Genomic DNA, 20430 nt, shown 5'->3' on the forward strand with positions numbered 1-20430 from the left:
GGTCGCCGCGGGCCACGGCGGTGGCCACCTGGGCGATGTTTCGCACCTGGTCGGTGAGGTTGCCCGCCATGAAGTTGACGTTGTCGGTGAGGTCCTTCCACACGCCCGACACGCCGCGCACGTCTGCCTGGCCGCCGAGGCGGCCTTCGGTGCCCACCTCGCGCGCCACCCGCGTCACCTCGGCGGCGAAGGAACGCAGCTGGTCCACCATGGTGTTGATGGTGGCCTTGAGCTCCAGGATCTCGCCGCGCGCGTCGACCGTGATCTTCTTGGACAGGTCGCCCTGGGCCACCGCCGTCGTCACCTGGGCGATGTTGCGCACCTGGTGGGTCAGGTTGTCGGCCATGAAGTTGACGTTCTCGGTCAGGTCGCGCCACGTGCCGCTGACGCCCTTGACCTCGGCCTGGCCGCCGAGCTTGCCCTCGGTGCCGACCTCGCGCGCCACGCGCGTGACCTCGTCGGCGAACGACGAGAGCTGGTCGACCATCGTGTTGACCGTGCGCTTGAGCTCGAGCACCTCGCCCTTGACGTCGACAGTCACCTCCTGGGTGAGGTCGCCCTTGGCGACGGCCGTCGTGACGCGCGCGATGTCGCGGACCTGGTCGGTCAGGTTGCGCGCCATGACGTTCACCGAGTCGGTGAGGTCCTTCCACGTGCCCGCGACCCCCGGCACGACCGCCTGACCGCCGAGCCGGCCCTCCGTGCCGACCTCGCGCGCGACGCGCGTGACCTCGTCGGCGAAGGACCGCAGCTGGTCGACCATCGTGTTGATGGTGTCCTTGAGCAGGAGGATCTCACCGCGGGCGTCGACCTCGATCTTCTGCGAGAGGTCGCCCTGGGCCACGGCGGTGGTCACGAGCGCGATGTTGCGGACCTGGCCGGTGAGGTTCTCCGCCATCGAGTTCACCGACTCGGTGAGGTCCTTCCACGTGCCCGACACGCCCGGCACCTCGGCCTGCCCGCCCAGCTTGCCCTCCGTGCCGACCTCGCGCGCCACGCGCGTCACCTGCTCGGCGAAGACCGACAGCGTGTCGGTCATCGCGTTGATCGTGTCGGCGAGCGCCGCGACCTCGCCCTTGGCGTCGACGGTGATCTTCTGCGTCAGGTCGCCCTTGGCGACCGCACCCGCGACCTGGGCGATGCCGCGCACCTGGTCGGTCAGGTTGCGCGCCATGAAGTTGACGTTCTCGGTGAGGTCGCGCCACGTGCCGGAGACGCCGCGCACCTCGGCCTGTCCGCCGAGCTTGCCGTCGGTGCCGACCTCGCGCGCCACGCGCGTGACCTCGTCGGCGAAGCCGCCGAGCTGGTCGACCATCGTGTTGATGGTGTCCTTCAGCTCGAGGATCTCGCCCCGGGCGTCCACGGTGATCTTCTGGGTCAGGTCGCCCTGGGCGACCGCGGTCGTCACCTGCGCGATGTTGCGGACCTGGCCGGTGAGGTTCGCGGCCATGGAGTTGACCGACTCGGTGAGGTCGGCCCACGTGCCGGACACGCCGGGCACCGCGGCCTGGCCGCCGAGCTTGCCGTCGGTGCCGACCTCGCGCGCCACGCGCGTCACCTCGGAGGCGAAGGACGACAGCTGGTCGACCATCGCGTTCACCGTGGTGCCGATGCGGGCGAACTCGCCCTTGACCGGCTGGCCGTCGATCTCCATCGCCATCTTCTGGCTCAGGTCGCCCTCGGCGACCGCCACGATGACGCGGGCGACCTCGGTCGTCGGCCGCACGAGGTCGTCGATCAGCCCGTTGACGGTCTCCATGCGGTCGAGGTAGTCGCCCTTGCCGCCCTCGACGCGAGCGCGCTCGGTCATCCGTCCTTCGCGACCGATCTGGCGCGCGACGCGCTGCAGCTCGGTCGTCTGGGCCTGGTTGTGCTCGGCGAGGCGGTTGAACGCCGATTCGAGCTCGCCCAGCAGGCCCTTGCGGCGGGCGGGAAGGCGACGGGAGAAGTCGCCGTCGGCCGCCGCGCCGAGCGCCTCCAGCAATCGGCGCAGCGCTGCGGGGTCCAGCTCGCCCTGCTCCTCGTCCTTGCGCTTGCGTCGCGATGCGCCCTCGTCGGCAGCCAGAGTTCCGGCCATCGATCCTCCTTGGGGATGTTGAGACCGGGCGCACACCAGCGCACCGGCCTACGGCCGCCACGCAGTATTGCGGTGCAGGCCACCGCGTGCAGCACGTTCGTCCGCACGCCGCACGATGGGGAGCCCGAGGGCAGGCGCTCGCCTGCCCGTGCAAGAGGGTCACGCCTACCTGCGGCGCTGGCCGTCGAGCTCTTCGAGGCGCCGCGCGGCCGCCTCGGCGCGCTCCCCGTGGCGGCTCGCCGCGCCCTTGGCGCGCTCGAAGCGCGACTCGAGCTGCTCGGCCGACTCGGCGTGGGCCGCGGCCTCCCGCTCGTGGCGCTCCGCACGCGCCTGGTGCTCCTCGGCGGCCTCGCGGTGCTCCCGTGCCTGGGCCGCGACCTCGCCGGCCCTGCTCGCGTTGGCGTCGTGCTCCTGGCGATGGCCCGAGAGCTCCCCGGCGATCGCCTCCCGCTCACGCTCGACCCGCGCGCGCTCGGCGGCACGACGGCGAGACAGGATCCCCGCGGCGATCGCGACGGCGACCAGCACGACGACGATGACAAGGATCGTGATCATGGTGGGCTTGTACCCGCGGGCGCTCGGTTTGTCTCGCGATCGGGCGGGGGACCCCGGGACCATGCTGCGCCAAGGCCCCATCTCGCTCACGATGCACGCCGTGGCCGAGCCCCTGCTCGCCGCGCTCTTCATCGCCGCGCCGTTCCTCTTCGGCTTCTCCGACCAGGGCGCGCCGACGGCCGTGTCGATCGTCGCCGGCGTCGGGATCCTGCTGCTCGCGATGAGCACCCGGTGGCGCCTGTCGCTCATCAAGGCGATCCCGATCCCGGCGCACCTGGCGATCGACCTCGTCCTCGCCGCGCTGCTGATCGCCGCGCCCTTCCTGTTCTCCTTCAGCGACGAGACCGCCCCGACCGCGTTCTTCATCGTGATGGGCGTCGTCGACCTGCTGGCGACGCTCGGCACGCGCTGGTACCCGGCCGCCGGCGCCGGCGGCGCCGCCCAGGGCGGCGGGCGCTTGCGGCGCCGCGGCCGCGGGGCCGACTCGGACCCGGGCGCGCAGCCGACGGCCTGAGGGCGGCCGGCGACGCCTGGCGTTCCGCGCCGGCTGAGCGCACACGGAACGTGCGCCGTCAGCCGGCGGGCGGCCCCGCCTCGGCGCCCGGGGCGGCCGGCGCGCCGGTCTCCGGGTCGACCTCCTCGTCGGGGTCGGCCTCGGGCGCGCCTTCGCTCAGGGCGCGGCGGGCCGGGACGCGGGCCGCAGCGGCGTCGAGGCGGCCGCGCACGGCCTTCGCGGACGCGCCGACGACGGTGCGCTGCGCCGGCGACATGTCGGGCCAGCGCTCGCGGAGCGTGGCGAGGGTCTCCAGCGCGCGGTCCAGTGCGTCGCGCGCGGTGTCGTGTGCGCCTTCCTCCAGCGCGTCCTCGGCGAGCGAGACGTCGTGGCCGGCATCGGCGGCGAGCTTGAGCAGGTCGTCCATGGGAGAGGCGATGCTACGCGGCGATCTCACACATCACTGCCACGCCGCGTTCCAACTCACATGAAGACCTACACCCTGATCGGCGCAGACGGCGTGCCCCACGCCTCGCGGACGCCCGGCACGCTGGGTGGCCATCGCGGCAGCCGCATCTACGGCACGCTCGGCTGCCCAGGCGCCGCGCGCGCCCTCGCACGCGGCGGCTATGTGGCCAACCGCGTGTTCTTCGCCGACGAGGCGACCGCCGTCGCCGCGGGCTACCGCCCGTGCGCGACCTGCCTGCCGACGGAGCATCGCCGCTGGAAGGAGCGCCGTGCCATGCCGCTGACCCACACCACCGTCGAGACGCCGATCGGCGAGCTGCTGCTCGTCGCCGGCCCCGACGGCGACGCCCTGCAGGAGATCCGCTTCGACCCGACCGACGTCCCGCCGGGCTCCCGCCGCAGCGACGCCGGGATCCTGCCCGAGGCCGCGCGCCAGCTGCGCGGGTACGCGACGGGGCTGCGCACCGAGTTCGACCTCCCGCTGCGCCCCGCGTTCGGCTGGGCGTTCGAGCGGCGCGTCTGGGCCCTCGTGGCGCAGATCCCGTTCGGGGCGACCACGAGCTACGGCGAGCTCGCCGCCCGGCTCGGCGCGCCCGGCGCCGCACGCGCCGTCGGTGCCGCCAACGGCCGCAACCCGCTGCCGATCGTCGTGCCGTGCCACCGCGTCGTCGGGGCACGCGGCGCGCTCACCGGCTACGCCGGCGGCCTGCACCACAAGCGAACGCTGCTCGAGCACGAGGGCGCACTGCTCGCGGTCTGAGAAACCCGCCGGTTGCGCCGGGCGGCAGCGGCGCCTCTACCATCGTCGGGCGTCCCGATGTCGAGCCCCCCGTCGCTGCCCACCCCGCCCCGCGAGCGCTGGCCCATGGCCGTCGCGCTCGTCGCCCTGCTGGCCGGCGCCGGTCTGCTCGGCGTCGCGCTGTCCGGGGCGCTGTCGAGCACCGGCAGCACTGCGGCCGCGGAGACGCCGCCGCCCGCCGCGCCCGCCGTCGTCGTGGTGACCCCCACGCCGGCGCCCGCACCGGCCCAGCAGCCCGCGCCGGTCGCCCAGGCCCCGGCGCCCGCCCGGACCGAGCGGACCGCCGACGAGCGCCGCTTCACCGCCAACGACCTGCAGCACGTCCCCGCGTCCTGGGTGTCGGGCTTCTACGACATCTACGCCGCCGCGCAGCGGGCCTACGGCGTCAACTGGCTGCTGATCGCCTCGGTGCACAAGCAGGAGACGGCGTTCTCCACGCACCCCACGACCTACCACGGACTGAACTTCGCGGGCTGCTGCGCGGGGCCGATGCAGTTCAACGTGACCAACGGGGGCGGCGGTTCCGGCTCCACCTGGGCTCGCTACCGCACCGCCGGCACCCGGGCCGCGCGACCCGCCGCCTACCCGCACAAGACCGAGAAGCACCCGTCGGTCTACGACGACTACGACGCGATCATGGCCGCCGCCGCGCTCCTGCGCGACTCCGGCGCCGGCCGCACGCTCGACGCCTCCGCCTGGCGCGCCGCCTACGACTACTACGGCCACGACCTCACCGGCGTCTCCTACGCCAACGAGGTGCTCGCGCGCGCGATCGGGTGGGGCCAGCGGAGCTTCTGCATCAACTGCTCGACGGATCAGGGCCTCCTGTCGTCCGTCGACGCGGCCTGGGGCACGCCGGTCCGCGCCGAGATGACGCCGCCCGCCCCGAAGAGCAAGACCACCAAGAGCGAGGCGGTCGCGGCGTCGAAGGGCTAGGCCGGGCGTGGTGGCGCGTGTAGGAGCCGCGGGTCGTTCGGCCGTGAACGGTGCCTGCGGGAGGCCTGGGTCGCTTCGTGCTGGACTATTCATCACGAAGCGACCCGGACCTCTCGCGGGCGATCAGTGCGGCGCGAACGATCCCCCCGCCCCCGGGCACCGCGGCAGAGCAAAACTACGCCGGCGCCCCCGCGCCGCCTAGCCCCCCACCCGCCGGTGCAGCGGCGCCCGCCCGCGCTTGCCCGCGTCGGCCAGGACGTCCATGGCACGCAGGCAGTACGCGACCCGCTGCGCGAGCATCATGCGGCAGCCGAGCGCGGTCGCCAGCTCGCGCGTCGTGAACGGCTGCGCGCCGAGCGCGTCCGGGAGCAGCGCCGCCGCGTCGGCGGGCGATCCCAGCACGACGGAGCCGACGACGTCGACCAGGCGCCGCTGACCCGGATCGCGGCGCCGCCGGCCCGACCGCGACCGGCCCGCCTCGGGCGCGCGGATGTGGTCCTCGCGGCACAGCAGCACCTCGACGGTGAGGTTCGGATGCGCGAGCAGCGACGGGAACGACACGAGCCGGTCGAAGACGTCCAGCGCCGCGCCGCGCAGGGGCGAGCGCCGCGACGAGAGCACCTCGCCGTGCTCGTCGATCCGGACGATCCGCCGCTCGGCGGGGACGGGGTGGACGATGCGCATGCGGTGGCCGTCGAGCAGCGTGTCGAGCTTGGGCCCCAGCGGCGAGAACCCGCCAGTCTGGATCTCGACCAGCTCCCCGTCGGCCCGCACGAGGTCGATCACGTAGCCCTCCATCGGCACCTCGGCGCGGTCGCCGGGACGCGCGCAGAAGTCCTTGACGGCCGCGTGCAGAGGGCCTTCGCGCAGGACGCCGATGCCGGACACCGCGGCCGATCCTACCGGCGTACCGGTGCGCACCACCCGCCTGGGAGACCTCGTGCATCACCGCGACTTCGCGCTTCTACGGTGTTGCACATCTCGATGACCCGCCGCCTCTGCTCCCTCCTGCTCGCCCCGCTGGCGCTCTGCGCCGCGCTGATCGCCACCGCCGCGCCCGCCGCCCAGGCCGACTGCCCCGGCGCGTCGGATCCCTGCCCGTACACCGGCGCGCAGCAGTCCGGCCAGCGCGGAGGCGGCGTCCTGCGCTTCCCGCAGGCGGTCGCCGTCGGCCCCGACGGCGCGGTCTACGTGACCGACCAGGGCTCGCACCTCATCCAGCAGTTCGCGCCCGACGGGACCTGGCTGCGCGACATCGGCACGGCCGGCACGCGGCCAGGCGAGCTGAGCGCGATCGGCGCGGTGGGCGTCGCCGGCGACGGGACCGTCCTCGTCGCCGACGGCGGCTCCAACCGCATCGTGCGCTTCGACTCCACCGGCGGCCTCGTCGGCAGCTGGGGCGGGCCGGGCAAGGACATCGGGAAGTTCCGCTTCGGCGCGGGCGGCGGCAACGACGCGGCGGCCGGCGGCGGCCTGGCCGTCTCCGGCGACGTCGTCTACGTCGTCGACACCGGCAACGACCGCGTCGTGCGCTTCGACACGCAGGGCGGCCACGGCGCCGAGATCGTCCCCCCCGGCACGCTGGCCAACCCGCGCGGCGTCGCGGTCCGCGGCACGCGCATGCTCGTCGCCGACGACCAGCACCACCGCGTGGCCGCGTTCGACACCGGCGGCCACCTGCTCGCCTCGGTCGGCCTCGGCCAGGGCGCCGGGCCGGGTCAGCTGAACTTCCCCTACGGCGTGACCATGGATGCCCAGGGCCGCGTGTTCGTCGCCGACGACCTCAACCACCGCATCGTGCGCTACAGCACGCCGGCCACCGGCTACCGCTACAAGGCGCGCTGGGGCGCCTACGGCACCGCGCCCGGCCGCCTCGCCTACCCGCGCGGGATCGCCGCCGGCGCCAACGGCGAGCTGTTCGCCGCCAACACCGGCAACGACCGCATCGACGTCTTCGACGCCAGCGGCACGCTGAAGCGCTCGTTCGGCGTCTCGGGCCGCTCGAGCGGGCAGTTCGACGGCCCGCTCGGCGTCGCCGTAGACGCCAGCGGCGTGCGCGCCGTCGCCGACTCGGTCAACGGCCGCGTCCAGCTGCTCAACCCCGACGGGTCGGTCGCCACGATCTGGGGCTCGCCGAACCCCGGCCCGACGATCCTGCCCAGCCCGGTGGCCGTCGCGTTCGACGGCACCGGCAACGGCTTCGTGCTCGACCAGCGTCGCAGCCGCATCGTCGTCTTCGACCGCGCGACCGCGACCTCCACCCGCACCATCGGCTCGGAGGGCTCCGGCCCCGCGCAGCTGAGCGGCCCGTCGGCGCTGGCGATCGACGGGACGGGGTCGATCTCGGTCGCCGACACCGGCAACGAGCGCATCGCGCGCTTCGGCACCGACGGGTCCTACCTCGGCTCCTACCCGACCGACGACGCGCCGCGCGGCATCGCCGTCCTGCCCGACGGCAGCAGGACCTACGTCGCCGACGCCGCCAACCGCATCACCGTCTACGACTCCGGCGGCACGGAGATCGACCAGTTCGGCGGCACCGGCAGCAAGCTCGGCAAGCTCAACGCGCCGGCGCAGATCGCGCTCGACCCGGGCGGGAACCTGTGGGTGGCCGACCGTGGCAACAACCGCGTGCAGCAGTTCGGCCCGGCGGGCGAGCGCCTGCTGGCGCTCGGCCAGCGCGGCATCGGCGACGGCCAGTTCATCCACCCCACCGGCGTGAGCGTCGACTGCAACGGCAAGCTCACCGTCACCGACAGCGACAACAACCGCGTGACCACGCTCACGCTGGCCAACCCGACCGTCGGCGTCACGTGCTCGCCGCTGGCCGCCCCGGCCGCGCCGCCGGCGCTCAAGTTCCCGACGCTGCCCGAGCCGCTCGGCCCGCAACTCAGCGTCAGCGTGCTGCGCAAGGCGGGCCTGCTGAGCACGCGCAACCTGCCGGTGCGCGTGGGCTGCGACACGACCTGCACGCTGACCGCGTCGGCGTCGATCGTGCAGCGCGGCACCACCACCGTCGGCACGGGCAAGAAGAAGCGCAAGCTCAAGCCCGTGTCGATCGCGCTGGCCGCGCAGAAGGTCACGATCCCGGCGGGTACGTCGAAGATCGTGCGCCTGGCCGTCAGGGCGGCAGATGCCACGAAGCTGCGCAAGGCGCTGGCCGGACGCAAGGGCCTCGACGTGACGCTGCAGCTCGACGCGACCGCGGCGGCCGGGCCGCCGACCAGCCAGACGAGCCGGCTGAGCGCGACCGCCTAGGAGTGCCGTAGCCAGCCGGCGCGCGCGTCAGGCGGCGGGCCGGCGCAGGTCGCAGACGCCGGCGCCGGTGAGGGCGACGAGGTCCTGCGGGGCCAGCTCGATCTCCAGCCCGCGGCGGCCGGCGCTGACGAAGACCGTGTCGTGCTCGAGCGCGGTGGCGTCGAGGAGCGTCGCCAGGCGCTTGCGCTGACCGAGCGGGCTGATCCCGCCCGCGACGTACCCGGTGACCTTCTCGGCGCGGGCGGTGTCGGCCATCGCGGCGCGCTTGCCCGCGGCCTTGAGGTCGAGCTGGTCGGTCGCGGGGACCACGCACACGGTGAGCTGGTCGCCGACGGCCACCACCAGCGTCTTGAACACCCGGCGCGGATCGAGGCCGAGTGCCTCGGCCGCCTCGCCCGCGAACGACGCGGCCCGCGGATCGTGGTCGTACTCGTGCAAGGTGTAGACGATGCCCGCCGCCTTCGCTGCGCGGGTGGCTGGGGTCTCGCGGCCGGCCATGTCGCCTCGATCGTACGCGGGCGTGCTGGCCCGTCACGGCAAGCGCATCTGCCGCTCGGCGGAGCGCGAGCACCGATCACCGGGCGCGCAGGACGATGCGATGCTCCGCGGTCCGCGCCGGCCCGGCGCGGGGCGACCGCACCCGCCCTCTTGTCCTCCGCGTACTCCGTGTCCGAGCTCCGTTCGCTCGCCGAGCGCTACCTGCGCGCCTTCAACGAGCGCGACTTCGCCGCCTGGGACGAGCTGCTGCACGACGAGGTGGCGATCATGGTCGACGGCCGGACCCTGCGCGGCCCGGCGGAGGCGCGCGCCTACGCTGAGCACGTCGTGAGGAGCTTCCCAGGTGTCGTGGTCGCGCCCCAGCGCGTGGTGTCCGCCAGCGGCGACACGATCGTCATGGAGCACCGGCTCGTCAACCCGCGCGAGGAGGCGCGCCGCTCGCCGCCGGGCCGGCCGGCCTCCGACGATTGGCGGCTGACCGGGCTCACGTGCGAGATCTACCGCTTCCGGGACGGCCGGCTCATCGAGCTCCACAGCTACTACGCGCCCGCAGAGGACGACCGCACCGACGTCGTGCAGGTTCCCTCGCGGTCCGAGGCCACGCACATCGCCGAGGAGCAGGCCGCCCTGCGGCGCGTCGCGACGCTCGTCGCCCGAGGCGTGTCGCAGACCGAGCTCATCGCGGCGGTCAACGAGGAGGTCGGCCGGCTCGTAGGGGCCGACGTGACCGCGATGACGCGCTTCGAGGCCGACGACATGACCACGCTCGTCGCCGCGTGGAGCACCGGAGAGGAGGTGGGCTCCCTGCCGATGGGCGCGCAGCGTCCCTCGGACCCCGCGATCCGCGAGCTGCGCCGCACCGGACGACCGATCCGGTTCGGGCTCGCACGATTGCGCCCGACCGGGACCTTCCTCGGCGAAGCGCGGCGCCTCGGGGTCACCGAGACCCTCGTGGTGCCGATCGAGGTCCAGGGTCAGGTGTGGGGCTCGGTGTGGGCGGCGACGACCCGGCCGGAGCCCTTCCCGCCCGACACCGAGGCACGCATCACCGGCTTCACGGAGCTGGTCGCCACCGCGATCGCCAACGCCCAGGCCCGCGCGGAGCTGCGCCGGCTGGTCGACGAGCAGGCGGCGCTGCGGCGGGTCGCGACCCTCGTCGCCCGCGGCGCGTCGCAGCCCGAGGTGTTCGACGCGGTCGTGACCGAGGCCGCGCAGCTGCTGGACGAGGAGTTCGTCTCGCTGCTGCGCTACGACCGCGACGGGGGCTCGACGATCGTGGCGATCCGCGGCTACGCCGACAAGATCCCGGCCGGCGCGCACATGGCCGGCGACGGCGACAGTGTCTCCGCGCGGGTCCTGCGCACGGGTCGCGCCGCCCGCGTCGACAGCTACGACGGCGTTCCGGGCGCCGACGCGGCAACCGCGCGCGCGATCCGCATGGTCGCCGCGGTCGCGGCCCCGATCGTCGCCGACGGCCGGACCTGGGGCGCGCTCGTCGTGATGGGCCGGCAGGGGCCGCTCCCAGCGGGGACCGAGGATCGCCTGGCCCAGTTCACGGACCTCGTCGCCGCCGCGATCGGCAACGCCGAGAGCCGCGCCGAGCTGACCGCGTCGCGGGCGCGGATCGCGGCGACCGCGGACGAGACGCGCCGGCGCATCCAGCGCGACGTCCACGACGGCGCGCAGCAGCGCCTCGTGCACACCATCGTCACGCTGAAGCTGGCCAAGGCCGCGCTCGGCGGCTCCGGCCCGGCGGCTGCACTGGTGGACGAGTCGCTGCAGGCCGCGCAGGGGGCGACCGCCGAGTTGCGCGAGCTGGCCCGCGGCATCATGCCCGCCGCCCTGAGCAACGGCGGTCTGCGGGCCGGGATCGAGACGTTCGTCGGCCACGTCGACCTGCCGGTGCAGATCGACCTGCCCGCCGAGCGGCTGCCACCGTGCCTGGAGATCACCGCCTACTTCGTCGTCGCCGAGGCCCTGACCAACGCGGTCAAGCACGCCCGTGCGGGCAGCGCGCGCGTCACGGCCGCGCTCGATCGCGGCACGCTGCGCCTCGAGGTGCGCGACGACGGCATCGGCGGCGCCGACCGCACCCGCGGCTCCGGGCTGGTCGGCCTCGCCGACCGCGTCGCCGCCGCCGGCGGGACCATCACCGTCACGAGTCCGCCCGACGAGGGCACCACGATCGCCGTCGAGCTGCCGATCGTGCCGGATGCGTCCGCCGACGGGCCGGAGGCCGGCGGGGAGCGCCTGGCCGAGGCGGGGCGTCGCTGAGCACGCGCCCCGAAACCGCCGCGGGCGGAAGGCACGATGGCCTGCCGCCCGCGGCGTGGATCCGTGCGGCGGCTACCGCAGCGTGATGCGGTCGCGAGGACGATCGCACTGAGCGCCAACAGCATCTGTCGCGTCAGCAACGCCGGCCCGTTCCGGAGCGCCCCGGACTTGTCAATGCGATTGTGGTGGAGCCGCGCGCTCCATGCCCGATCGCGTGATGGTCAGTCGTTCAGGATCACCAGGTCGAGCACGCGCAGACGCTCTGGGTCGGCGATCAGGTCGATGGCGGTGATCCTCTCGCCGCCGGTCGTGAAGCGGTAGACGACGCGCAGCTGCCCGCCCACCATCCACACGGCTGCGGGCGCTCCGTCGAGGAGCGCGGGGGTGGCTCCCCGTGCGCGCCGGGAGAACTCGGCGACCTCCGCCGCCCCGTGGAGCTCCTGCGCTGCGCCCATCTGCGCCGCCGTCGGGTCCGCGTTGAGGACGACGTCGGGGTCCAGGAGGGCGAGCAGCCGGTCGAACTCGCCGTTGCGGGCGGCGGCGAGGAAAGCGTCGACGAGCTGCGCGTGCCGGAGCCGGTTCGTCTCGTGGCTGGCGTCCTCGCGCTGGACTCGGCGTCGTGCGCGGCTGGCGAGCCGGCGGGTGGCCGGCGCGCTGCGTCCCACGACCGGGGCGATCTCCTCGAACGGCATGGCGAACATGTCGTGCAGCACGAACGCGACCCGCTCGGCGGGGGAGAGCGCGTCGAGCACGACCAGCAGTGCGAGCCCCACCGCCTCGGCGAGCAGCGCCTCGTGCTCGGGGTCAGACCCCGCGGCGTGGCCGGCGGCCGGCTCGGGCACGTCGGGCCCGAGCGGCACCTCCGGACGCGAGCGGCGAGCCTGGAGGACGTTCAGGCACACCCGCGAGGTCACGGTGGTGAGCCAGGCCCCCAGGTTCTCGATCGCGCCGGCATCCGAGCGGCTGAGTCGCAGCCAGGCCTCCTGCACCGCGTCGTCGGCCTCGCCGGCGGAGCCGAGCATGCGGTAGGCGACCGCCCGCAACCGGGTTCGGTGCTCCTCGAAGCGCTGCGCCAGCCAATCGCTGTCATCCATCGGTCACATCCCTCTCTCGTGCTCGGTCATGGGGCTAGACCGGCGAGATGACGCCGATGTGACCGAGACCACGACGAAGGAACGACATCATGAGCACAGATCAGACCGGCCCGATCCTGGTGACCGGCGGCACGGGCACGCTCGGCCGCCTCCTGGTCCCGCGGCTGCGCGACGCCGGCTGCGCGGTGCGGGTGCTCAGCCGCAACGCCGGCGAGGGCGACGAGGGCATCGCGTTCGTGACCGGCGACCTGGCCACGGGCGAGGGCATCGACGCCGCGGCGGAGGGCGCCGAGACCATCGTGCATTGCGCGGGCAGCACCAAGGGCGACGAGGACAAGGCCCGGAACCTGGTCCGGGCAGCATCGCGGGCCGGGGCGAAGCACTTGGTGTACATCTCGGTCGTCGGCGCCGACCGGATCCCGGTCGTCAGCGGCGTCGACCGCGCCATGTTCGGCTACTTCGCCTCCAAGCTGGCCGCAGAGGAGGCCATCGCCGACTCCGGCGTCCCATGGACGACGCTGCGCGCCACCCAGTTCCACGACCTGCTCCTGACCACCGTGCACCAGATGACCAGGATGCCGGTCGTCCCGGTGCCGACGGGGTTCCGCTTCCAGCCGGTCGACACCGACGAGGTGGCAGCCCGGCTCGTGGAGCTCACCCTCGGCGCGCCGTCCGGCCTGGTGCCCGACCTGGCCGGACCGCGCGTCTACGAGATGCGGGAGCTCGTCGGCGGGTACCTCCGGGCCCGTGGCAAGCACCGGCCGATCCTGCCGGTCCGGGCCCCGGGCAAGGCGGCCCGCGCCTTTCGGGGTGGCGCGAACCTGGCGCCGGACCGGGCAGTGGGTCGGCGGACGTGGGAGGAGTTCCTGGCGGCTCAGGTCGGGTGACCCTGTCCTGCAGGGCTCGACGGTGGTCCCCCATGCCAGCACTTCGGAGTGCCGCAGAGACGCCTACGCTTCGTCGCCGCCTCGTGCTGACTCCAGCCTCCGCGAGGGCCTCGGTCAGGTGCCGACGTAGGCCGCGAGGTGCTCGCCGGTGAGGGTGGAGTTGGCGGCGACGAGGTCGGCGGGGGTGCCTTCGAAGACGATGCGGCCGCCGTCGTGGCCGGCGCCGGGGCCGAGGTCGATGATCCAGTCGGCGTGCGCCATGACCGCCCGGTGGTGCGCGATGACGATGACCGAGTTGCCGGAGTCGACGAGCCGGTCGAACAGGCCGAGCAGCTGCTCGACATCGGCGAGGTGGAGGCCGGTGGTCGGCTCGTCGAGGACGTAGACGCCGCGCTTCTCGGCCATGTGGGTGGCGAGCTTGAGCCGCTGCCGCTCGCCGCCGGACAGCGTAGGGAGCGGCTGGCCGAGGCTGAGGTAGCCGAGCCCGATGTCGGCGAGCCGGTCGAGGATGGCGTGCGCGGCCGGCGTGCGCGCCTCGCCGGCACCGAAGAACTCCTCGGCCTCGGCCACCGACATCGCGAGCACCTCGCTGATGTCCCGGCCGCCGAGGGCGTACTCCAGCACCGATGCCTGGAACCGCTTCCCCTCGCAGTCCTCGCAGGTGGTGGCGACGCCGGCCATCATCGCCAGGTCGGTGTAGATGACGCCGGTGCCGTTGCAATTGGGGCAGGCGCCCTCGGAGTTGGCGCTGAACAGCGCCGGCTTCACGCCGTTGGCCTTCGCGAACGCCTTGCGGATCGGGTCGAGCAGTCCGGTGTACGTCGCCGGGTTGCTCCGTCGCGAGCCACGGATCGCGCCCTGGTCGATCGACACCACACCCGCGCCGGCCGGGATGGAGCCGTGCACGAGCGAGCTCTTGCCGGAGCCTGCGACGCCGGTGATGACGACGAGGACCCCGAGCGGGACGTCGACGTCGACGCCTTGCAGGTTGTGCGTCGACGCACCGCGGATCTCCAGCGTCCCGGTGGGCGTCCGCACCGTCGCCTTGAGCGTGGCCCGGTCGTCGAGATGGCGGCCGGTGAGGGTGTCGCCGGCCCGCAGCCCCTCGACGGTGCCCTCGAAGCACACGGTGCCGCCCGCCGTACCGGCGCGGGGGCCGAGGTCGACGACGTGGTCGGCGATCGCGATCGTCTCCGGCTTGTGCTCCACGACGAGCACCGTGTTGCCCTTGTCCCGCAGCCGCAGCAGCAGGTCGTTCATCCGCTGGATGTCGTGGGGGTGCAGGCCGATGGTGGGTTCGTCGAAGACGTAGGTGACGTCGGTGAGCGAGGAGCTGAGGTGGCGGATCATCTTGATGCGCTGTGCCTCGCCCCCGGACAGCGTGCCGGTGGCCCGGTCGAGCGACAGGTAGCCCAGCCCGATCTCCACGAACGAGTCGAGGGTCTGCCACACGGCTTCGAGCAACGGCGCCACGGAGGGCTCGTCGAGGCCTCCGACCCACTCGGCGAGGTCGCTGATCTGCATGGCGCAGGCGTCGGCGATGTTAATGCCCTTGATCTTCGAGGAACGGGCGCCCTCGCTGAGCCGGGTCCCGTCGCAGTCGGGACAGGTGGTGAACGTCATGGCCCGCTCCACGAACGCCCGGATGTGCGGCTGCAGCGCCTCCTTGTCCTTGGACAGCATCGACTTCTGGATCTTCGGGATCAGGCCCTCGTACGTCAGGTTGATGCCGTCGACCTTGATCTTGGTCGCCTCCTTGTGCAGGAGGTCGTGGAGCTCCTTCTTGGTGTACTTGCGGATCGGCTTGTCCGGGTCGAAGAAGCCGCAGCCCCTGAAGATGCGGCCGTACCAGCCGTCCATGCTGTAGCCGGGGATCGTGAGCGCGCCCTCGTTGAGCGACTTGCTGTCGTCGTAGAGCTGAGACAGGTCGAAGTCGGTCACGCTGCCCATGCCCTCGCACCGCGGGCACATGCCGCCGGTGACGCTGAAGGTCTTCTTCACGGTCTTCCTTGAACCGCGCTCGACCGTGATCGCGCCGGCGGCCTTGACCGAAGGGGTGTTGAAGGAGTACGCCCTCGGCGAGCCGATGTGCGGCTTTCCGAGCCGGCTGAAGACGATCCGCAGCATCGCGTTCGCGTCGGTGACGGTGCCGACGGTGGAGCGGGGGTTGGAGCCCATGCGCTCCTGGTCGACGATGATCGCCGTGGTCAGCCCCTCCAGCAGGTCGACCTCGGGCCGCGCCAGCGTGGGCATGAAGCCCTGCACGAACGCGCTGTAGGTCTCATTGATCATCCGCTGTGACTCTGCGGCGATCGTGCCGAACACGAGCGAGCTCTTGCCCGAGCCGGAGACGCCGGTGAACACCGTCAGCCGGCGCTTCGGGATCTCGATGCTCACGTCCTTGAGGTTGTTCACGCGCGCGCCCTGCACGCGGATCAGGTCGTGGGTGTCGGCGAAGTGCGGGGCAGGCGCGTTCGTGTCCGTCCTCGTGGCGGTGCTCATCGTGTCTCCATCTGTGGGGTGGGGGCGCGTCCGGCCGAGGCGTCGACCAACCAGCGGCCGTCGCGCATCAGCTCGCGGTCGGGCAGCTCGTTCACCTCGCGCCACGCCTGGATGCGGCGCGGGGAGATGCGAAACCAGCAGTACGGCGTGGCCAGCGCACGCGGGTCGAAGCCGGTGCGCGCGACGAACCGATCAGCCCGCTCCCGCGGCAGCGCGTCGATCTCGAGGACCTCGACGTCGCCATCGATCATGGTCACGTCGCGGGTGTCGCCCAGCCCCAGCCGAACGGTTCGGCCGGCGGCGAGGTTCCTGCCGGTCGGGCTGTTGGTCGGCGTGGCCATCAGCAGCGCCTCGTCCTCCCAGTCGAAGGACAGCGGCACCAGATACGGCGCACCCTCCGCCGCGGCACTGGCCACCCAGACGTCGATGTCGTGGGCGAGCCGGTGCTCGGTGTCGCGACGACGCTGAGCGCGGGAGCGGGGGTCGGCGCTCATGCGATCGCCGGTCGGCTCAGCGGAGCTCCTGGATGCGGATCAGGTTGCCCGCGGGATCCCGGAGGGCGCAGTCGCGAATGCCGTAGGGCTGCTCGGTCGGCTCCTGGACGACCTCGGCGTCGCCGGCCTGCAGCCGCGTGAACGTGCTGTCGAGGTCGGGGGTCGCCAGGTTGATGGCGGCGTAGGTGCCCTTCGCCATCATCTCGGCGATGACGCGGCGCTCGTCGTCGGTCGTGCCGGGGTCGGCGCCCGGCGGGTGCAGGACGATCGACGTGGTCTGGCCGGCGGGGCCGACGGTGATCCAGTGCATCCCGCCGTACTCGACCTCGTTGCGGACCTCGAAGCCGAGGGCGTCGCGATAGAAGGCCAGGGATTCGGCCGGGTCGTTGTGCGGGAGGTAGGTCTGGTGGATGGTGAGCTCCATGGCGGTGATGCTAGGTGCGGCTCATGATCGGTGCTTCTTGATTCCTGACCGGTCTCGTCACCTGCTTCGCGACGCATGACGGCATCCCCGCAGTCGCGCCTGCGGCGTCGCGCCGGTAGGCGCTCGGCGGGATGCCGACCAGTTCGGTGAAGCGACTGCTGAACGTGCCCAGCGACGAGCAGCCCACCTCGAAGCAGACCTCGGTGACGCTGAGGTCGCCACGACGCAGCAGCGCCATCGCGCGCTCGATGCGCCGGGTCATCAGGTAGCTGTACGGCGACTCTCCGTAGGCGAGTTTGAACTGGCGGCTGAGGTGCCCGGCCGACATGTGCGCGCCGCGGGCGAGCGCATCGACGTCCAGCGGCTGCGCGTACTCCCGGTCGATCCGGTCGCGGACGCGGCGCAGACGCGCGAGGTCGCGCAGGCGCTCCGCTGCGGCGAGTGTGCTGGTCACCCGCGAGATCGTGCCACGTCGCCCCGGAGTTGCCTAACGCCGCCGGCGTCCCACCCCACTCCGCGTCCGCTCCGGCCCGGCCTGCTCCGCTTACGTCGTCGAGCTGTTCAGGCCCTGAGGCACCCGCCACTCCCGCACCACGCCAAAGCAAGCCCGAACTGCGAGAGGCCCCGCGTGAGCAGGGCGTCTCTGGAGCGGGAGCGACGGGACTCGAACCAGGGCTTTACGCATCGGGGGATCGAGGTGCGGGTCTGAGAGAACGAGTTTGGGTCCCGGTTGCGATCACGCAACGACCTGACTAGAATTATGGTCATGTCCGAGACGCTGCCGCTTTCGTCCGTCAAGGCCCACCTCTCCGAACTCGTCGATCGCGTCGAAGGCGAGCACGACCGCGTCGTCGTGACGCGCAACGGCCGTCCAGCCGCGGTCCTCATCAGCCACGAGGACCTCGAGGGCCTTGAGGAGACGCTGGCCGCTCTGTCAGACCCGGACCTCATGCAGCAGATTCGCCAGAGCGAGGCCGCCGCCGCCGAGGGCGACGTCGTCTCGCTCGACGACCTGCGTGGGCGACTGGGCAGCGATCCCCAAGCGTGACGGACGAGCCATGGCGACTCGTCGTCGCCGGCCCAGCAGCACGCAACCTCGAACGGCTGCCCGCCAAGTACGCGACCGCTGTCGTCGAAGCGCTCGGTGCCATCGCCGCCAACCCGCATCGCCTCGGCAAACCACTGCGCTTCGAGTTGACCGGCCACTGGTCAGCCCGTCGCGGCCCGTACCGCATCATCTACGCTATCGACGACGCGACGCGAACCATCACCGTACTCGGCATCGCTCACCGCGCCGACGTGTACCGCAGCACATGAGGTCGGACCGATGCACATGCCAGTTCGGCGCGTAACTCCAGCGGCGGCTGCCATCTCCATACGCGCATCTATTCGGTGAGGGTCACCGAGGCGGCTTTGCCGGTGGCCAGCATTACGGTCGCCAGGCCGGCCCGCACACGCGCGGCGATCTCCCGGTTTGGGGTCCCCGAGCGCGTGGTGCAGCCGGGACAGACCGCACCGTCCCTGAGGCCGGCCTGATAGCCGAGCCGGTTGCGACGAACACGGCCGCAACCGCGTCGCTGTCCGTGGCGAAGCGTTGCGAGAGCTCGTCAACGATGTCGGCGAGTGCAGTGGCATGCGGGTCGGGGAACGGCGGGCTAGGCATCGGGTCGGGGGCGTCCGCGGCGGTCTCGGGGAGGCGCTGGGTACCGGCGCGCGACTCGGCTTCGATGTGACCTCCCGTCCAGGCGTGCACAGCGGCGTGCATCGCGGCGTGTACGAGCGGGTTGGCTACCTTGGCGCCGGCGCGCTCGTGCTCACGTACTTCCTGGATGGCGCCGCGCTCCGGCCTCTGGCTGATCCCCGGCGGCGCGCCGCTCGACGTCATGCTGACGCGCGTCTCGCTGCGCCGCGCCACCTAGTCTCCGCGTATGAGCGGCGCGACGACCGACGATGCCCAGGCGCTGCGCGCGCTCGAGTCGGTCCCGCTCGCGCTTCCGCCGGGGCTGGAGATCGCGTGGCTCGGCGTGTCGGGCTACCGGTTGAGCTACCAGGGGGTGACGGTCTTCATCGACCCCTACGTCTCGCGCGTGCCGCTGCGGTCGCTGCTCCTGCGGCGGACGGCGATGCCCGACGAAGCGCTGATCGACCGCTACGCGACGGCGTCCGGCGAGGTCGCGGGCGTCCTGGTCGGCCACACCCACTTCGACCACGCCGTGGACGCGCCGGCGATCGCGCGCAGGCACGGCGCCAAGGCCTACGGGTCGGCGTCGCTCGGGCACCTCATGCGGCTGCACGGCCTGGGCGGGCTTGCGGTCGAGGTCACGCCACATCAGCCCTACGAGCTCGGCCCGTTCGTCGTGCGGTTCGTGCCAAGTCGCCACTCCAAGCTGCTCTTCGGGCGCAAGGTGCCGATGGACGGCGAGCTGACCTGCGACCACCTCGACGGCCTCGCGCCCGGCGCGTACCGGTGCGGCGCGGTCTACGGCATCCGGATCGAGGTCGCCGGGATCGCGCTCTACCACCAGGGCAGCGCCGACCTCGACGACACCGAGCTCCCCCGAGAGCCGGTCGACGTCTTCCTCGCCGGCGTCGCCGGCCGCAGCTTCACGCCGCGCTACTGGGAGCGCATCCTCCCCCGCCTCGATCCCCGCGTGATCGTGCCGACGCACTACGACAACTTCTTCTCACCGCTCGGACGGCCGCAGGACTTCGTCAAGCGCGTCGACCTGGCCGGCCTGCCCGGCGAGGTGGCGGCGGTGGCGGGCGACACGCGGCTGGCGGCGCTGCCGCGGGTCGACGCGCCGTAGCGGAGCGGGAGGGGCAAGTTCAGGGTCGACTTCAGGGTGCCTCACCGTGGTCACCGCCATCACGAGCCCGCAGACTCCGCCGCATGAGGATCCGAACCCACCACGGACTGCTCGCGGCGGCGGTCGCCGTCGGAGCGGTCGTCGTCCCGGCGATGGCGCAGGACGCGCAGGACCTGCCGGCGACCCGCATCGTCTCCAGCGCCAAGGCCACGCCGAACAAGGCCGGCACCCCGAAGCATCCCCAGGGCATGAAGATCACGGCGTCGGCCCGGCTGATCGTCCCGTCGGACGTCGAAGCGCCGATCGTCACCGGCATCGAGGTCCTGACCGGCAAGGGCATCACCTGGACCCACGGCAAGTACGTCAAGTGCTCCAAGCAGACGCTCGATCGTCAGGGTCCCAAGGGCTGCCCGCGGACGTCGATCATGGGATCCGCCATCGCGACCGGCAACGCGGACACGGTCTCCACCCACGTGGATCTGATCTTCGTCAACGGGGGCCCGGGCACGACCTATATCTACGCGACGCTCAACAACCCCGCGCGGATCAGGGAGACGCTCGTCCTGAAGACCACGCCCCTGAGCAGCGGTGAGTGGGGCCAGCGGGAGACGGTGAGCATCCCCAGGAGCCTCCAGATCGTCGCCGGCGTGCCGCTCCAGCTGACCGCGATCAAGCTCACGGTCGGCGGCAAGTCCTATGCCAAGGAGTTCATCGCCAACACGTCGTGTCCGCGCGGCGGGTGGAAGTACCAGGTGACGGCCCACTACCTCTACGAGAGCCTGGGCGGCCGGACCGCTGACGACGTGAGCACGGGCAGCATCCCGTGCACCAAGTAGCCGTCTGAACCTCCCCGTTGTTCCGCTG

The 20430-nt window shown here is 72.7% G+C and carries 20 protein-coding genes; 10 read left to right on the top strand and 10 right to left on the bottom strand.

Annotated elements, in window-relative coordinates; all coding sequences use genetic code 11:
• Together VK501_RS23775 and VK501_RS23780 are read right to left on the bottom strand one after the other, a co-directional pair.
• On the bottom strand, positions 1-2077 hold a 2077-nt coding region (locus tag VK501_RS23775; protein WP_324341926.1), incomplete at its 3' end, for a HAMP domain-containing protein.
• A 165-nt stretch (positions 2078-2242) separates the two neighbouring features.
• Positions 2243-2632 carry a hypothetical protein gene (locus VK501_RS23780; protein ID WP_324341928.1) on the bottom strand — a complete coding sequence of 130 codons (390 nt, stop codon included), beginning with the start codon at positions 2630-2632 and terminating at the stop codon, positions 2243-2245.
• 100 nt (positions 2633-2732) lie between these two features.
• Between VK501_RS23780 and VK501_RS23785 the strand changes: the two genes are divergently transcribed.
• Positions 2733-3146 (top strand): SPW repeat domain-containing protein, encoded by a 414-nt coding sequence (locus VK501_RS23785; RefSeq protein ID WP_324341930.1) that lies wholly within the window; start codon positions 2733-2735, stop codon positions 3144-3146.
• Positions 3147-3204: 58 nt separating this feature from the next.
• On the opposite strand, the gene VK501_RS23790 is transcribed toward VK501_RS23785, so the two are convergent.
• Positions 3205-3552, bottom strand: coding sequence for a hypothetical protein (locus VK501_RS23790; protein WP_324341931.1), 348 nt, complete (start codon positions 3550-3552; stop codon positions 3205-3207).
• Between the two features lie 60 nt (positions 3553-3612).
• Here VK501_RS23790 and VK501_RS23795 point away from each other — a divergent pair, with 60 nt between their 5' ends.
• Positions 3613-4353 (top strand): methylated-DNA--[protein]-cysteine S-methyltransferase, encoded by a 741-nt coding sequence (locus VK501_RS23795; protein ID WP_324341933.1) that lies wholly within the window; start codon positions 3613-3615, stop codon positions 4351-4353.
• 105 nt (positions 4354-4458) lie between these two features.
• The gene (locus VK501_RS23800) at positions 4459-5328 is read left to right on the top strand and encodes a hypothetical protein (RefSeq protein WP_324341935.1); all 870 of its coding nucleotides are present in this window, start codon (positions 4459-4461) and stop codon (positions 5326-5328) included.
• Between the two features lie 198 nt (positions 5329-5526).
• Here VK501_RS23800 and VK501_RS23805 read toward each other — a convergent pair whose 3' ends face one another.
• Positions 5527-6216, bottom strand: coding sequence for a hypothetical protein (locus VK501_RS23805; RefSeq protein ID WP_324341937.1), 690 nt, complete (start codon positions 6214-6216; stop codon positions 5527-5529).
• A gap of 96 nt (positions 6217-6312) precedes the next feature.
• Between VK501_RS23805 and VK501_RS23810 the strand changes: the two genes are divergently transcribed.
• Positions 6313-8586 (top strand): NHL repeat-containing protein, encoded by a 2274-nt coding sequence (locus VK501_RS23810; protein ID WP_324341939.1) that lies wholly within the window; start codon positions 6313-6315, stop codon positions 8584-8586.
• A 27-nt stretch (positions 8587-8613) separates the two neighbouring features.
• Here the strand turns inward: VK501_RS23810 and ybaK are convergent, their stop codons facing one another.
• Complete coding sequence (gene ybaK / locus VK501_RS23815) at positions 8614-9084, bottom strand: Cys-tRNA(Pro) deacylase (protein ID WP_324341941.1); 471 nt, start codon at positions 9082-9084, stop codon at positions 8614-8616.
• A 168-nt stretch (positions 9085-9252) separates the two neighbouring features.
• On the opposite strand from ybaK, the gene VK501_RS23820 reads away from it, so the two are divergent.
• Positions 9253-11358, top strand: a complete 2106-nt coding sequence (locus VK501_RS23820) for a GAF domain-containing protein (protein WP_324341943.1) — start codon at positions 9253-9255, stop codon at positions 11356-11358.
• Positions 11359-11579: 221 nt separating this feature from the next.
• Here the strand turns inward: VK501_RS23820 and VK501_RS23825 are convergent, their stop codons facing one another.
• Complete coding sequence (locus tag VK501_RS23825) at positions 11580-12452, bottom strand: sigma-70 family RNA polymerase sigma factor (protein WP_324341945.1); 873 nt, start codon at positions 12450-12452, stop codon at positions 11580-11582.
• A gap of 89 nt (positions 12453-12541) precedes the next feature.
• Between VK501_RS23825 and VK501_RS23830 the strand changes: the two genes are divergently transcribed.
• Complete coding sequence (locus VK501_RS23830) at positions 12542-13339, top strand: SDR family oxidoreductase (RefSeq protein ID WP_324341947.1); 798 nt, start codon at positions 12542-12544, stop codon at positions 13337-13339.
• A gap of 114 nt (positions 13340-13453) precedes the next feature.
• Here the strand turns inward: VK501_RS23830 and VK501_RS23835 are convergent, their stop codons facing one another.
• The 4 genes from VK501_RS23835 to VK501_RS23850 are packed head-to-tail and all read right to left on the bottom strand — an operon-like array spanning position 13454 to position 17213.
• A complete protein-coding gene (locus VK501_RS23835) occupies positions 13454-15841 on the bottom strand; it encodes an excinuclease ABC subunit UvrA (RefSeq protein ID WP_324341949.1) in 2388 nt (795 codons plus the stop codon).
• Positions 15838-16335 carry a pyridoxamine 5'-phosphate oxidase family protein gene (locus VK501_RS23840; RefSeq protein ID WP_324341950.1) on the bottom strand — a complete coding sequence of 166 codons (498 nt, stop codon included), beginning with the start codon at positions 16333-16335 and terminating at the stop codon, positions 15838-15840. Before VK501_RS23840 ends, VK501_RS23835 begins: the two co-directional genes overlap by 4 nt.
• A 16-nt stretch (positions 16336-16351) precedes the next feature.
• On the bottom strand, positions 16352-16759 hold the full coding sequence (locus VK501_RS23845) for a VOC family protein (protein ID WP_324341952.1): 408 nt from the start codon (positions 16757-16759) through the stop codon (positions 16352-16354).
• A gap of 10 nt (positions 16760-16769) precedes the next feature.
• The gene (locus tag VK501_RS23850; RefSeq protein ID WP_324341954.1) at positions 16770-17213 is read right to left on the bottom strand and encodes a helix-turn-helix transcriptional regulator; all 444 of its coding nucleotides are present in this window, start codon (positions 17211-17213) and stop codon (positions 16770-16772) included.
• 312 nt (positions 17214-17525) lie between these two features.
• On the opposite strand from VK501_RS23850, the gene VK501_RS23855 reads away from it, so the two are divergent.
• From VK501_RS23855 to VK501_RS23870, 4 genes are all read left to right on the top strand, one after another.
• Positions 17526-17807: a type II toxin-antitoxin system Phd/YefM family antitoxin gene (locus VK501_RS23855; RefSeq protein WP_324341956.1), complete on the top strand. Its 282-nt coding sequence runs from the start codon at positions 17526-17528 to the stop codon at positions 17805-17807.
• Positions 17804-18076, top strand: coding sequence for a type II toxin-antitoxin system RelE/ParE family toxin (locus tag VK501_RS23860; protein WP_324341958.1), 273 nt, complete (start codon positions 17804-17806; stop codon positions 18074-18076). Before VK501_RS23855 ends, VK501_RS23860 begins: the two co-directional genes overlap by 4 nt.
• Positions 18077-18687: 611 nt before the next feature.
• A complete protein-coding gene (locus tag VK501_RS23865) occupies positions 18688-19566 on the top strand; it encodes an MBL fold metallo-hydrolase (RefSeq protein ID WP_324341960.1) in 879 nt (292 codons plus the stop codon).
• Between the two features lie 83 nt (positions 19567-19649).
• Entirely contained in the window at positions 19650-20402 is a 753-nt protein-coding gene (locus tag VK501_RS23870; RefSeq protein WP_324341962.1) for a hypothetical protein, read from the top strand.
• The last annotated feature ends 28 nt before the right edge of the window (positions 20403-20430 follow it).

This window comes from Baekduia sp. (assembly GCF_035318805.1).
Classification (GTDB): Bacteria; Actinomycetota; Thermoleophilia; order Solirubrobacterales; family Solirubrobacteraceae; genus Baekduia.

Coding starts and splice junctions, on each gene's coding strand:
- VK501_RS23845 (WP_324341952.1), bottom strand. CDS start 16,759: ATGGAGCTCACCATCCACCAGACCTACCTCCCGCACAACGACCCGGCC.
- VK501_RS23790 (WP_324341931.1), bottom strand. CDS start 3,552: ATGGACGACCTGCTCAAGCTCGCCGCCGATGCCGGCCACGACGTCTCG.
- VK501_RS23835 (WP_324341949.1), bottom strand. CDS start 15,841: ATGAGCACCGCCACGAGGACGGACACGAACGCGCCTGCCCCGCACTTC.
- ybaK (WP_324341941.1), bottom strand. CDS start 9,084: ATGGCCGGCCGCGAGACCCCAGCCACCCGCGCAGCGAAGGCGGCGGGC.
- VK501_RS23825 (WP_324341945.1), bottom strand. CDS start 12,452: ATGGATGACAGCGATTGGCTGGCGCAGCGCTTCGAGGAGCACCGAACC.
- VK501_RS23865 (WP_324341960.1), top strand. CDS start 18,688: ATGAGCGGCGCGACGACCGACGATGCCCAGGCGCTGCGCGCGCTCGAG.
- VK501_RS23810 (WP_324341939.1), top strand. CDS start 6,313: ATGACCCGCCGCCTCTGCTCCCTCCTGCTCGCCCCGCTGGCGCTCTGC.
- VK501_RS23870 (WP_324341962.1), top strand. CDS start 19,650: ATGAGGATCCGAACCCACCACGGACTGCTCGCGGCGGCGGTCGCCGTC.
- VK501_RS23795 (WP_324341933.1), top strand. CDS start 3,613: ATGAAGACCTACACCCTGATCGGCGCAGACGGCGTGCCCCACGCCTCG.
- VK501_RS23840 (WP_324341950.1), bottom strand. CDS start 16,335: ATGAGCGCCGACCCCCGCTCCCGCGCTCAGCGTCGTCGCGACACCGAG.
- VK501_RS23780 (WP_324341928.1), bottom strand. CDS start 2,632: ATGATCACGATCCTTGTCATCGTCGTCGTGCTGGTCGCCGTCGCGATC.
- VK501_RS23855 (WP_324341956.1), top strand. CDS start 17,526: ATGTCCGAGACGCTGCCGCTTTCGTCCGTCAAGGCCCACCTCTCCGAA.
- VK501_RS23800 (WP_324341935.1), top strand. CDS start 4,459: ATGGCCGTCGCGCTCGTCGCCCTGCTGGCCGGCGCCGGTCTGCTCGGC.
- VK501_RS23830 (WP_324341947.1), top strand. CDS start 12,542: ATGAGCACAGATCAGACCGGCCCGATCCTGGTGACCGGCGGCACGGGC.